The following is an 11,577-nucleotide window of genomic DNA, read 5'->3' as shown; positions in this document are numbered from 1 at the left end:
GGCCGCCGTCAGGGCCTGCCGGCCCAGGTGGCGAGCGCCTCGTACCGCTCGGCGCGGCGGGCCGGGGCGTTCTCCGTACGGGTGGCCCAGGCGATGTGTCCGTCGGGGCGGACGAGGACCTCGGCCACCCCGTCGAGGCGGGCGTGGCCGGCGCCGGCCGAGGTGACCGCCGTGACCCGGCCGGCCCAGCCGCCCTCGGCGGCGAAGCCCTGCTCCCGCGCGAGGTCCAGCAGTACGAAGCGGCCCTCGTGGAGCAGCTCGTACACCCGGGAGGCGGCGCAACCGGCGCCGCCGAGCGGGATGTCCGGCATCCGTGCGCCCACCAGCGGGTCGGCGCCGGGGTTCGTGGCCGGGTAGCCGATGCCGAGTCCCGAAACCAGCCCGGCGAGACGCCGGTTGACCTCCTCGATGCCGAGCAGCTCGTCGAGGAGCTCGCGCAGGGCCGCGCCGGGCCGCCCGTACGAGGGCACCAGCGGCAGCTCCGCGAGCAGGGTCTGGACCTCGGTGTTCCCGGTGACCGCCAGCCCCACCGGACGCCGCTCCGCGTGGTAGGTGTCGAGCAGCCCCGCGGGCGCCCACCCGTTGACCTCGGCGGCCAGCTTCCAGCCCAGGTTCATCGCGTCCTGGAGCCCGGTGTTGAGCCCCTGGCCGGCCGCCGGGAAGTGGATGTGCGCGGCGTCGCCCGCCAGCAGCACGCGGCCGGACCGGTAGCGCTCGGCGAGCCGGGTGGCGTTTCCGAACCGGGAGAGCCACCGGGGCCGGTCGATCCCGCAGTCGCTTCCGCAGATCCGGATCAGGGACCGGCGGAACTCCTCCACGGTCACCGGCTCGGCGGTCGGCGTCCGCATCCGCTCCGGGTCGATGAGGACGAACCGGGTCAGGCCGCCCTCCAACGGGACGGCCAGCACGCCCTTGGCGCGAGCCCGCCCCAGGCTCTCCGGGTCGGCCGCCGCGAAGTCCCCGAGGACGCCGGTCAGCGTTTCGTCCGTGCCGGGGAAGCCGATGCCCGCCTCCCGGCGCACGATGCTGCGCCCGCCGTCGCAGCCGACCGCGTACGAGGCGCGTACGGTCTCGACCCCGCCCCCGGGGCCGCGCACGTCGACCTCCACGCCGTCCGCGTCCTGACGCACCCCGGTGCTCTCGCGGCCGCGGTGGATCTCCACGCCGAGCTCGCGCGCCCGCTCCTCCAGCAGTGCCTCCGTACGTGCCTGGGCGAGGAAGAGCGTGTATCCGTGGCGGCTGTCCAGGGCGCCGAACTCCAGGCGGGTGTCGAGGCCGGCGAAGTGCCAGCCGGGAACGGTCCGGCCGAGGGCGAGGAAGCGGTCGGCCAGGCCGCGCTGGTCCATCAGCTCGACGCTGCGCGGGTGCAGGGTCAGGGCCCGCGAATCGGACTGCGGAGCGTCCCGCCGCTCCACGATCCGGGTCCGAACGCCGGCCAGCGCGAGCTCGCAGGCGAGCATCAGGCCGGTCGGACCGGCGCCCACGACGATCACGTCGATCACATCGGTGTCCATCGGAAACCTCTTCCCGGGCTCAGCCCTATTTAGTGAACAGTGTTCACGTGAACGATGTTCACTATAGTGGGGTCCATGAGCGCACCGTCAACCCCGCCCTCCGCCGACGCCCCCCGCCCCCCGACCCGGGGCAGGCCCCCTCGGCTGGATCAGGCCCGTACCGTCGAGGCGGCCCTGGTGCTGCTCGACGAAGCCGGACTGGACGCGCTGACCATGCGGCGGCTGGCCGACGCCGTCGGCGTCCAGGCCGGGGCGCTCTACCGGCACTTCGCCACCAAGCAGGACCTGCTCACCGCGATGGCCGAACGGATGCTGGCGGGCTGCTCCACCCCGCCGCCGGACCCGGACTGGAGCGGACGCCTGACGACCCTGGCCCGGGCCGTGCGCACGGCGCTCCTCGCCCATCGCGACGGGGCGCGGGTCTACGCGGGAACCCACTCGACCGGCGCGAACACCCTCGGCTTCGCCGAGACCCTCGTCGGGGTCCTGCGCGAGGCCGGCTTCGGCCCGGCGGAGGCGGCGCGCACCGCGCTGACGGTGATCCACTACACCGTCGGCCACACCCTGGAGGAGCAGGCCGCCCGCCGGCCCGGCGACCAGGGGCCCGCCGACCCCGACCGGCTCCGGGAGGCGGTGGCGGAGGCCCGTTACCCGTACCTCACCGCGGCCCTTCCCGTGTTCACCAGCACCGATTTCACGGCTCAGTTCGAGTTCGGCCTCGGCCTGCTGATCCAGGGGCTGCGGCTCCTGGGCCGGCCGGGGCCGGAGCCGGCCGCCTGAGCGAACGGGTCAGGCCCGCCCCCGGGGTTCGGGGGCGGGCCTGGGCGTGTGCGGGGTGGGTCAGTTGTTCTGGGCGGCGTCGGAGTCCGCCTGGGCCGCCGCGCTCTCGGCGTCGTCCAGCTTCTGCTGCATGTCCTTGACCGTGGCGTCGTCGGCCGTGCTGCTCGGTTTGGCGGTCGCGCCCGGCGCGCAGCCGGTGATCAGGAGCGCCGTCACCGCGGCCAGGGTGGCGAGGGCCGCGGCGGCGCGGCGGGGCCCGGTCGCCCGGGGCGATCGGATCGTTCGGCTCACTCGGGTCACTTGGAATCCTGCGCGGAGCACCAGGTGCTGACGGCCTTCAGGTCTTCCTGCCGCTTCTGGAGGGTGGGCAGCAGGCTCTTGCGGAAGGTCAGGCGGTCGTTCAGGTAGTCGTGGACCTGGGTGTGGCCGGCGGTCTGGGCGTTGGCGACGCGCTGCTCCAGCCGCGCGACGGAGCCCAGCACGGTGGGATCGCCCTTGAGCCGGTCGAGGGCCGTGTTGACGCGGGTCTGCGTCTTGGGCAGACGCTTGCAGATCGCCTTGGCGCCGTCGCCCTTCGGAGCGGACTTGGCCGTCTTGGGCGCGGCCGGGGCGGGGCTCGCCGACTCGGCCTGCGCGGGGCCGGCGGAGATCAGGGCGCCGGCCAGCGCGAGGGCGCCGATCGCGGCGGCGGCGGTCCTACGGTTCGGGAGCATGGCTGTATCCCCTTCGGTGCGAACGGGTCGGCTCACAGGCGGCCGACCGGTCAGGACGGTAGGGGGTGTCTTTGTGGAAACTTTGTGAGTCCCGGGGAGCCCCGGGGAGCCCGGGGCGGGCGCCCTCACCCGCCCCGCCGGCGCCCTCACCCGCCCCGCGAGGAGATCCAGTCGCGCCGCTCCGGCAGCCTCAGGGTCGGGGCGTCCGCCGCCGACAGGGGCAGGCGCACCTCGAAGCGGGTGCCCGCGCCGCCGGGCGGCGTGCCGATCACGACGGAGCCCCGGTGCAGTGCCACCTGCTGGGCGACCAGCGTCAGGCCGAGCCCGGAGCCGGGGCTGCCGGGGCGGTGGTGGAACCGCCGGAACACGGCCTCCCGCTCGCCGGGTGCGATGCCGGGCCCCGCGTCGTCCACGGTGAGCACCGCGTACCCGCCCTCCGCGTGCACCCGTACCGCGATCCGGGCCGGCTCGCCCGGCAGGTGACCGTGCACCACCGCGTTGCCCAGCAGGTTGGCGAGCAGGATGCTCAGTCCGGTCTCCCACCCGAACACCCTGAGCTCCGCCGGGAGTTGCACGTCCAGCCGCGCCCCCGGGTGGCGGCGGGCGCTCTCCCCGGCCGCGGTGTCCACCAGCTCGGACAGGTCGAGTGAGGTGAAGGCGGACACCTCCACGAGATCGCCCCGCGCCAGCATCCTCAGGGCCGTGAGCAGGTCCAGCAGCCGGGCGTGGTCGCGCTGCAAGTCCCCTACGATCTCGGCCCGTTCGGCGGGGGAGAGGTCGGGGTGGGCGGCCAGGACGTCCAGGTCGGTCCGCATGCTCATCAGTGGGGTCCGCAGCTCGTGCGAGGCGGCGGAGGAGAACGAGCGGGCGGTGTCCAGCGCATGGGCCGTGCGGGCGGCCTGCTCCTCGTACCGGGCGAGCAACTGGCCGATGGCGGCCGACAGTTCGTCCACCTCGGCGATGTTCACCGGGGTGCTGGCGAAGGCCGCGGGGCCCGCGCCCGGGTCGAGTTCGGCGGCGCGGCGGCTCAGCCTTCGCACGGAGGCGGTGGCGCGGCCGGCCAGACCGTACGCGAGCAGCCCGGAGACCGGCGCCGCCAGCAGGGCCACCAGCAGCACCCGGCGGCGTACGGCCACGACCTGCGGGTCGGCGGCCGAGGCCGGGGTGAACAGCCAGAGCGTGCCCGGTGCGGGACCTGCCACCGGGACGGTCAGCACCCGCCAGGCGCGCCCCTTGGCCCGGACGGTGACCGGCCCGTCCGCGGTCTGCTCGGGCAGCCGCACCGGGTCGGCGGGCTGCGGTCCGCCTTCCAGGACGACGGCTCCGTCCGCCGTCCGGACGCGGATGCCGGCGTCGAGGACGTCGCCGAGCACCTTGCGGTGCTGGTTCTGCTCCACCTTCGGCTTCCCGTTGCGGTCGGCCGTGAGCAGCGTCTTGACGTCCGGGAGGACGGCGGAGGCCCGGTCCTGGAGCCGGGTGTCCTGCTGCTGGTGCAGATCGCGGCTGACGAGCCCGAGTACCAGCAGCCCCGCGGCGAGCACCAGCAGGGGCACCACGACCGTGACCGAGAGGGCGATGCGGGTGGCGAGCTTCACTGCCCGCCCTCCCCGGCCCCGGGGACGCGCAGGACGAAGCCGACGCCGCGCACGGTGTGGATCAGGCGCGGGCGCCCGCCCTCCTCCAGCTTGCGGCGCAGATAGCTGACGAAGGTGTCGACGGCGTCGCTGCGGACCTCGAAGTCGTAGCCCCAGACCCGGTCCAGGAGCTGGTCCCGGGTGAGGACGATGCCGGCGTTGCGCACCAGCTGGAGCAGGAGCTCGAACTCACGCCGGGTGAGGTGGAGTTCGTCCTCCCGGTGATGGACCTGGCGACGGGCCTCGTCGATCGCGAGCGGGCCGGCGCGCAGTACGTCGGGTGCGGGCTCGGGGGCCGGGCGGCGCCGCAGGAGGGCGTGCAGGCGCAGGACGAGCTCTTCGAGGGCGAACGGTTTGACCAGGTAGTCGTCGGCCCCGGCCTGGAGCCCCGCGATCCGGTCCGTCACCTCGTCGAGGGCCGACAGCATCAGGACGGGGGTCTCGTCGCCGCGGGCGCGCAGGCCGCGGCATACCTCGGTGCCGGTCAGGCCGGGCATCGAGACGTCCAGTACGAGGACGTCCGGGCTCTGGTCGGCGAGCACGGCGAGTGCGCCGGGCCCGTCCTCGGCGAGCAGTACCGTGAAGCCGCTCAGCCGCAGCCCGCGCTCCAGGGAGCGGCGGATGGCCGCGTCGTCGTCCGCCACCAGTACCCGCCCGGCGGACGTACTGCCGGATGTACGGCCGGTGCCGGTCACAGCGCCTCCTCCTCGCGTGCGGTTCCTCGCGCGGCTCCTCGCGTGCGGCTGCGCCGCGGTGGCCGGGCCGACCCTCTCACGGCCGTCGGATCCCCCGGAAGGCGGGGTGCGCGCGGCCGGTCTGCGCCCGGAGGGCCGCGGTGAGGTACCCGCCGGTGTCCCGCAGGGCCCGGGGGACGCGAGCGCCGTGCCCGATGGTGCGGGCCGTGCGCGCCAGGGCGCCCAGGGCGCGGGCGGAGCCGATGTCCGGGACGGATTCGACCAGGCCGGACAGCCGTGCGTCCGTCTCGCGCCAGGCTCCGGCCCGGGCGAGTACGCCGGCCAGCTCGGCGGAGAAGAGCGACCGGTAGGCGGGTGCGTCGCCCGCCGCCGCCGCACCGTGGAGCAGGGCCGCGGCTCCGTCCGGGTCGCCCAGGTCGGCGAGGGCGAGCCCGTGGTGGCCGTCGAGCTCCGACCGGTCGAACCACCAGGTCCAGGACGGATCGCGCCCGGACGGCCCGTCCGCCAGGAGTTCCCGGGCGGCGGCGAGGGAGCGCAGCGCCCGCCGGCCCTGCCCGAGCCGGGCCCGCGCGCGTGCCTCCCGCACGTGGAAGATGGCGGCCACCCGCCCCGGGAGGTCCCGGCGGGCCAGGACGGACGAGGAGATGCGCAGCGATGCGGCGGGGCGCCCCAGGTGCTCCTCCTGGAGGCACAGCACGGACAGGACGAGCGGCTCGACGGAGCGGTCCCCGTCGGGGAGGGTGCCGGCCAGGGCGAGGGCCCGGTGGCTCAGCCGCCGCGAGGTCCGGTGCCGCTCGGCGTCGAAGAGGATCCAGGCGGCGACCTGTAACAGCTCCATCCGCGCGGAGCGTTCGGCCGCCGAGGTGTGGCGCAGCGCCGGCCGGCCGAGCGACGCCACGGCGCGCAGTGCCGCCGGGGCGGCCCGGCGAGCCCCCGCCGTCCGGTCCGTTTCCAGGAGCTCCGCGGTAGTTGCGGCGATGTGTTCCATGGTCCAAGCCTGCGGCCTTCGGTACGCGACGAACGTCGGCACGCGCGCACCCGGCATGATGGGGCCCGAGAAGCCGCCGAGGCGGCACCGGCCCGACCCGAGGAGGAGCGGCATGTCCGCCCGGCCCACGCCGTATCCCGAACGCTCCGTGCAGGCCCCGGTCACCGGGGGCGCCCTCGCGGAGCTCCTGCGCAGGGTCCGCTACGAGGTCCTGCCGGCGAAGGCCACCGAGGACAAGGTCCTGGCGCACGTCCCGGCCGACGTGCCGGTCACCGTCACCGCCTCCCCGGCCAAGGGCATCGCTCCCACCCTGGACCTCGCCACCCGCCTGGCCGGGCACGGCTACCGCGTCGTCCCGCACCTCCCGGCCCGGCAGATCACCGACGCCGGCCACCTCACGGACATCGTGGACCGGCTCGTCGCCGCCGGCATCGAGGACGTCTTCGTACCGGCCGGCGACGCCGACCCGCCGGCGGGGGCTTACGACGCGGCCCTGCCGGTGCTGCGCCGCCTCGGCGAGCTGGGCAGCCCGTTCGCGCACGTGGGCATCACCGGCTACCCGGAGAGCCATCCCCTCATCGACGACGAGGTCACCGTACGGGCCATGTCGGACAAGCAGCCGCACGCGACGTACATCGTCAGCAACCTCTGCTTCGACCCGGCGACCCTGCGGCAGTGGCTCGGCCGGGTACGGCGCCGGCAGATCGTGCTGCCCGTGCACGTCGGTGTCGCCGGTCCCGTCGAACGCGCGAAGCTGCTGTCCATGGCCACGAAGATCGGCGTGGGGGAGTCGGCCAAGTTCCTGACCCGGCACCCCTCGTGGTTCCTGCGCTTCGCCGCCCCCGGCGGATACTCCCCGGAGCGGCTGCTGCGGCGCAGCGCCCCCGCGCTGGGGGCGCCCGAGTCCGCGGTGGCGGGCCTGCACCTGTTCACGTTCAACCAGATCGCCGAGACGGAGCGCTGGCGCCGCGCGATGCTGGACCGCCTCGGCGCCTGACGAGGGCGTGCGTACATCTGCAATTCGCCTGACTCGACCCGTACTTGAACGCTGCCCGGCTACCGTTCGCCCCGGTGCCCGGTTCTACATGTACAGGTCAGGAGATGATGTGCGCAGCCCGCTGTCACCGACGAGGAAGATGAACGAAGAAGCCGAGGCCGGAGACGGGGGCGCTCGCCCCGGGCGGCGGTGGGCCGGATTCCGCCGTACCGCGACCACCGCCGGGCTCGGAGCCGCGGCACTGGTCATGGCCCTGCCGGCCGTGGCCGTCGCCGACGTGATACCGGCCCTGCCGCAGAACGCGGACGGGCTCGAACAGACCTTCTCGCCCGCCTTCGACTACGACGGGGACGGCTGCTACGCCACGGCTGCGATCAGCAGCGGCGGGGTGCTCAACCCCGGGCTGAAGCCCGGCGGAGCGGTGAACGGGCACTGCCGGGACCTGGCGCAGCTGCAGAATTCCAACACCTACTCCCGCGCCAAGTGCAACAACGGCTGGTGCGCCGTCATGTACGCGGGCTACTTCGAGAAGGACCAGGCCACGCTCGGCCCCGCGGCCATCGGGCACCGGCACGACTTCGAGCACGTGGTGGTCTGGATCAAGGACGACGTGGTCCAGTACGTGTCGACTTCGCAGCACAGCGGCTGGAAGTGGTACCCGCGCTCGCAGGTCCGCTTCGACGGGACCCACGCCAAGGTCGTCTACCACAAGGACGGCGTCTCGACGCACTTCTACCGCCTCGCGAACGGCAACGACGAGCCCGCCGAGAACCACACCGGCAACTGGTTCTACCCGCGCCTCGTCGGCTGGAACGGTTACCCGGCGGGCCTGCGCGACAAGCTCGTGAACGCCGACTTCGGCTCGGCCACGATCAAGATCTCCGACGGCCGCTTCGGCGACGCCCTGAACGCGTCGAAGCCCCCGATCCCCTTCGACCCGTACGCCTGACCCCCTGGCAACGCGCGCGGCCCGCTCCGCCGCCGGGGTGGGCGGTGGAACGGGCCGGGCGCGGAACGAGGGTGCTACGGGATCAGACCGCCGGGGACGGGTACGTCGGGTACTCGACGCCGGAGACGTGCTGGACGACCCGGATGACCTGGCACGAGTAGCCGAACTCGTTGTCGTACCAGAGGTAGAGGATCGCGTTGTCGCCGTCGACCTTGGTGGCGCCGGCGTCGACGATCGACGAGTGGCGCGAGCCCACGAAGTCCATCGACACGGCGTCGGGCGCGGTGGTGAAGTCGATCTGGCGCTTGAGCGGGGAGTTCAGCGAGACGTCGCGGAGGTGGTCGAGGACCTCCTCGCGGGTGGTCTCGCGGCCCAGGCGCAGGCTCAGGATCGCGATCGAGACGTCCGGGACGGGGACGCGGATCGAACTGCCGGTGATCGGCGCCTTGAGGTCCGGCAGCGCCTTGGCCACGGCCGAGGCGGCACCGGTCTCGGTGATCACCATGTTCAGCGGCGCGGAGCGGCCGCGGCGGTCGGCCTTGTGGTAGTTGTCCAGGAGGTTCTGGTCGTTGGTGAACGAGTGGACGGTCTCCACGTGGCCGCGCAGCACGCCGTACTCGTCGTCCATGGCCTTGAGCGGCGGGACGATCGCGTTGGTGGTGCAGGAGGCGCAGGACAGGATCTGCTCGTCCGGCTTGATCGTGTCGTGGTTGACGCCGTGGACGATGTTCGGGACGTCGCCCTTGCCCGGAGCGGTCAGGACGACCTTGTCGATACCGGGGCGCAGGTGCTTGGAGAGGCCCTCGCGGTCGCGCCACTTGCCGGTGTTGTCGATGAGGATGGCGTCCTTGATGCCGTACGCCGTGTAGTCGACCTCGCTCGGGTCGTTGGCGTAGATCACCTTGATCGCGTTGCCGTTGGCGATGATGGTGCTGCTCGCCTCGTCGACCGTGATCGTGCCCTGGAACTGGCCGTGGATGGAATCCCGGCGCAGCAGCGAGGCGCGCTTGACGAGGTCGGCCTCGCCGCCCCCGCGGACGACGACGGCGCGCAGGCGCAGCCCGTTGCCGGAGCCGGCCTTCTCGATGAGGAGGCGGGCGACGAGGCGGCCGATGCGGCCGAAGCCGTACAGGACGACGTCGCGGCCCTCGCTGCGCTCGATCTTGTTGGCACCGGTGGCGCCGGCGACGGCCTCGGCGGTGAAGCGCTCCACGGACAGGCCGCGGTCGTCGGCCTTGTAGGTGGCGGCGAGCATGCCGATGTCGATCTGGGAGGGGCCCAGGTCCAGCGTGGTGAGCGCCTGCAGGAACGGCAGGGTCTCCGTGACGGAGAGCTCCTCGCCGGCTATCTGACGGGCGAATCGGTGGGTCTTCAGGATGCTGACCACCGACTTGTTCACCAAGGAGCGGCTGTGCAGCAGGATCGTCACGTCCTGCTCGCGGTGCAGCTTCCCGATGATCGGGATCATCGACTCCGCGATCTCCTCGCGGTTTTTCCAGTTGGTGAACGAGTCGTCATTGACAGTCACAGGTTTATCTTTCGAGCTAGGCGGCGCTCACATGCTAACCCGACGCCACTTTGATCACTCAAGGGGTACCGGCGGAGCGGGGTTTCGAGGCGATATGCCGGATCCATCCTTGGGTGATCCTCCGAGTGTCCGCGCTGTGGCACGTGGGCTCGCGCAAGAAGGCGCAGGAGGAGACGAGAGGAGGAGGCGGGGGAGGCGGGGGAGCGGCATCCCGTCGCGGAGGCCGGCGGGCCGTCCGGGGGGCGCAGGGGTGAAGACGTACCCATCATGACAGGTCAGAGGGGGTTTTCGTAGGACCAAGGGCACAGCCGATTGCCCTTGTTTGGGCCCCTGTGCGGCTTTGAGAATCACCGTCATGAATCACTCGGCGAACATCAATCACCACGCAGTCCTCCGAGCCCGGGTCGCCCTCCTCGGATCGGGGAAGCCGTCGGTCCGCGAGCGGGTCGCCGCCTACCGCGTCCTGGTTCGGGTGAGCCCCCTGGCCTATCTGCCCCTGCTGTCCGCCGCACTGTGGAAGTACAGCCGTTACGAGTTCGCACACCAGCCGGAGATCGCGCTGGCCCTGCGCGCCGAGTCCGTGGACGCGGCGCGGCGCATGTGCGCGCTGGAGCCCGGCCGGAGCGATCTCCTCGTCACCGCACTGACCCACTACCGGGAGCTGTTGATCGTCATGGACCGGCAGGAGGAGCTGCGCGCGGTGGAGGAAGAGATCACCCGCGCCGTCTCCGACGAGCGGTAGCCGGCGGCCGGGGTGCCCGGACCGGGCCTCGGGGCCGGTCCCGGCACCCGCGTGCGGGGCGGTCGTACCGGGCCGTCGTACGGGGCCGTCGTACGGGGCCGTCGTACCGGGCCGCCGTACCGGGCCGCCCTGCGGACGGCCCGGGCGGGTCAGCCCGCGATCGGGTACATGCTTCCCCGACGTCCCTCCGCCGAGGTCAGCCACTCCAGCTTCTCCGCCGTGTCGGTGGCCGGCAGCGGGGTGTGCAGCACGATCGACAGGTCGGGCCGGGCCGGTACGCGCAGCTGCGTCGACTCCACGTAGAGCGTGCCGACGACCGGGTGCTCGATCTCCTTGCGGATCTGGCCGCCGGGCCGGACGTCGCGCTGGTCCCACAGCGCGGCGAACTCGGGGCTGAGCTCGCGCGCCTCCTCGATGACGGCCTGGAAGCCCTCGTCCTCGGGCCACTCCGAGCTCGCCGCCCGGTACTGGGCGACCACGAGGCACGCGATCTCCTCCCAACGCGGCGAACGGGCCTTGTAGATGGGGTCGGTGAAGAACGCGATGAGGCAGTTCTGCACGATCTCCGGGCGCATGCCGAGCACGAGCGCGGCCGAGTCGTTGTAGAGGACCGTGTTCCAGTACGCGTCCATGATGTGCGCGGGGAACGGCATCCAGGCATCGATCAGCCGCTTCAGGCCGTCGCACATGTCCCGGTCGGCCGGGGCCACTTCGAGTGCGGGCGGGTTGAGTCCCGCCAGCACGTACAGGTGCCGGCGCTCGGCGCTGGACAGCTTGAGCACCCGGCCCACCGCGTCGAGCACTTGCGGGGAGACCGTGATGTCGCGGCCCTGTTCCAGCCACTGGTACCAGGACACCCCGACCCCCGCGAGCACGGCGACCTCCTCCCGGCGCAGGCCCGGGGTGCGGCGGCGGGCCCCGCCGTCCGGCAGTCCCGCCTCCGTGGGAGTGACGCGGGCCCGTCTGCTCATCAGGAACTCGCGCAGCTCGGAACGGCGGTGTTTGTCGATCGGTGTAGCCACTCACTCCCCCTGTCG

Annotated in this window: 12 protein-coding genes; 4 read left to right on the top strand and 8 right to left on the bottom strand. The window is 73.2% G+C overall.

Annotated elements, in window-relative coordinates; translation table 11 throughout:
• Window positions 1-8 precede the first annotated feature (8 nt).
• Window positions 9-1,514 carry a monooxygenase gene (locus AB0M92_RS18055; RefSeq protein ID WP_366103168.1) on the bottom strand — a complete coding sequence of 502 codons (1,506 nt, stop codon included), beginning with the start codon at window positions 1,512-1,514 and terminating at the stop codon, window positions 9-11.
• Window positions 1,515-1,589: 75 nt separating this feature from the next.
• On the opposite strand from AB0M92_RS18055, the gene AB0M92_RS18050 reads away from it, so the two are divergent.
• Complete coding sequence (locus tag AB0M92_RS18050; protein WP_366103167.1) at window positions 1,590-2,294, top strand: TetR/AcrR family transcriptional regulator; 705 nt, start codon at window positions 1,590-1,592, stop codon at window positions 2,292-2,294.
• A 60-nt stretch (window positions 2,295-2,354) separates the two neighbouring features.
• On the opposite strand, the gene AB0M92_RS18045 is transcribed toward AB0M92_RS18050, so the two are convergent.
• The 5 genes from AB0M92_RS18045 to AB0M92_RS18025 form a co-directional block, all read right to left on the bottom strand.
• Window positions 2,355-2,585: a hypothetical protein gene (locus AB0M92_RS18045; RefSeq protein WP_366103166.1), complete on the bottom strand. Its 231-nt coding sequence runs from the start codon at window positions 2,583-2,585 to the stop codon at window positions 2,355-2,357.
• A gap of 5 nt (window positions 2,586-2,590) precedes the next feature.
• Window positions 2,591-3,007 (bottom strand): hypothetical protein, encoded by a 417-nt coding sequence (locus tag AB0M92_RS18040; protein WP_366103164.1) that lies wholly within the window; start codon window positions 3,005-3,007, stop codon window positions 2,591-2,593.
• Between the two features lie 146 nt (window positions 3,008-3,153).
• Complete coding sequence (locus AB0M92_RS18035) at window positions 3,154-4,602, bottom strand: HAMP domain-containing sensor histidine kinase (RefSeq protein WP_366103163.1); 1,449 nt, start codon at window positions 4,600-4,602, stop codon at window positions 3,154-3,156.
• Window positions 4,599-5,336, bottom strand: coding sequence for a response regulator transcription factor (locus AB0M92_RS18030; protein ID WP_366103162.1), 738 nt, complete (start codon window positions 5,334-5,336; stop codon window positions 4,599-4,601). The genes AB0M92_RS18035 and AB0M92_RS18030 overlap by 4 nt, the downstream gene beginning before the upstream one ends.
• Before the next feature lie 76 nt (window positions 5,337-5,412).
• Complete coding sequence (locus AB0M92_RS18025) at window positions 5,413-6,324, bottom strand: DNA-binding protein (RefSeq protein ID WP_366103161.1); 912 nt, start codon at window positions 6,322-6,324, stop codon at window positions 5,413-5,415.
• 112 nt (window positions 6,325-6,436) lie between these two features.
• On the opposite strand from AB0M92_RS18025, the gene AB0M92_RS18020 reads away from it, so the two are divergent.
• Together AB0M92_RS18020 and AB0M92_RS18015 are read left to right on the top strand one after the other, a co-directional pair.
• Window positions 6,437-7,321 carry a methylenetetrahydrofolate reductase gene (locus AB0M92_RS18020; RefSeq protein WP_366103160.1) on the top strand — a complete coding sequence of 295 codons (885 nt, stop codon included), beginning with the start codon at window positions 6,437-6,439 and terminating at the stop codon, window positions 7,319-7,321.
• Window positions 7,322-7,568: 247 nt separating this feature from the next.
• Window positions 7,569-8,270, top strand: a complete 702-nt coding sequence (locus AB0M92_RS18015) for an NPP1 family protein (RefSeq protein ID WP_366103200.1) — start codon at window positions 7,569-7,571, stop codon at window positions 8,268-8,270.
• 82 nt (window positions 8,271-8,352) lie between these two features.
• On the opposite strand, the gene AB0M92_RS18010 is transcribed toward AB0M92_RS18015, so the two are convergent.
• Window positions 8,353-9,798 carry a glyceraldehyde-3-phosphate dehydrogenase gene (locus AB0M92_RS18010; protein ID WP_366103159.1) on the bottom strand — a complete coding sequence of 482 codons (1,446 nt, stop codon included), beginning with the start codon at window positions 9,796-9,798 and terminating at the stop codon, window positions 8,353-8,355.
• Window positions 9,799-10,153: 355 nt separating this feature from the next.
• Here AB0M92_RS18010 and AB0M92_RS18005 point away from each other — a divergent pair, with 355 nt between their 5' ends.
• Window positions 10,154-10,540 carry a hypothetical protein gene (locus AB0M92_RS18005; protein ID WP_366103158.1) on the top strand — a complete coding sequence of 129 codons (387 nt, stop codon included), beginning with the start codon at window positions 10,154-10,156 and terminating at the stop codon, window positions 10,538-10,540.
• Between the two features lie 149 nt (window positions 10,541-10,689).
• Here AB0M92_RS18005 and AB0M92_RS18000 read toward each other — a convergent pair whose 3' ends face one another.
• Window positions 10,690-11,511: a helix-turn-helix transcriptional regulator gene (locus AB0M92_RS18000; protein ID WP_366103199.1), complete on the bottom strand. Its 822-nt coding sequence runs from the start codon at window positions 11,509-11,511 to the stop codon at window positions 10,690-10,692.
• Window positions 11,512-11,577 lie beyond the last annotated feature (66 nt).

The organism is Streptomyces sp. NPDC051582 (assembly GCF_040681715.1).
Classification (GTDB): domain Bacteria; phylum Actinomycetota; class Actinomycetes; order Streptomycetales; family Streptomycetaceae; genus Streptomyces.
The sequence above is the reverse complement of the archived record's forward strand: the minus strand, read 5'-3'. Positions and strand labels throughout refer to the sequence as shown.

Excerpts from the sequence above, each read along its gene's own strand:
- AB0M92_RS18055 (WP_366103168.1), bottom strand. The coding sequence starts at position 1,514 with ATGGACACCGATGTGATCGACGTGATCGTCGTGGGCGCCGGTCCGACC.
- AB0M92_RS18050 (WP_366103167.1), top strand. The coding sequence starts at position 1,590 with ATGAGCGCACCGTCAACCCCGCCCTCCGCCGACGCCCCCCGCCCCCCG.
- AB0M92_RS18040 (WP_366103164.1), bottom strand. The coding sequence starts at position 3,007 with ATGCTCCCGAACCGTAGGACCGCCGCCGCCGCGATCGGCGCCCTCGCG.
- AB0M92_RS18025 (WP_366103161.1), bottom strand. The coding sequence starts at position 6,324 with ATGGAACACATCGCCGCAACTACCGCGGAGCTCCTGGAAACGGACCGG.
- AB0M92_RS18020 (WP_366103160.1), top strand. The coding sequence starts at position 6,437 with ATGTCCGCCCGGCCCACGCCGTATCCCGAACGCTCCGTGCAGGCCCCG.
- AB0M92_RS18015 (WP_366103200.1), top strand. The coding sequence starts at position 7,569 with ATGGCCCTGCCGGCCGTGGCCGTCGCCGACGTGATACCGGCCCTGCCG.
- AB0M92_RS18005 (WP_366103158.1), top strand. The coding sequence starts at position 10,154 with ATGAATCACTCGGCGAACATCAATCACCACGCAGTCCTCCGAGCCCGG.
- AB0M92_RS18000 (WP_366103199.1), bottom strand. The coding sequence starts at position 11,511 with ATGAGCAGACGGGCCCGCGTCACTCCCACGGAGGCGGGACTGCCGGAC.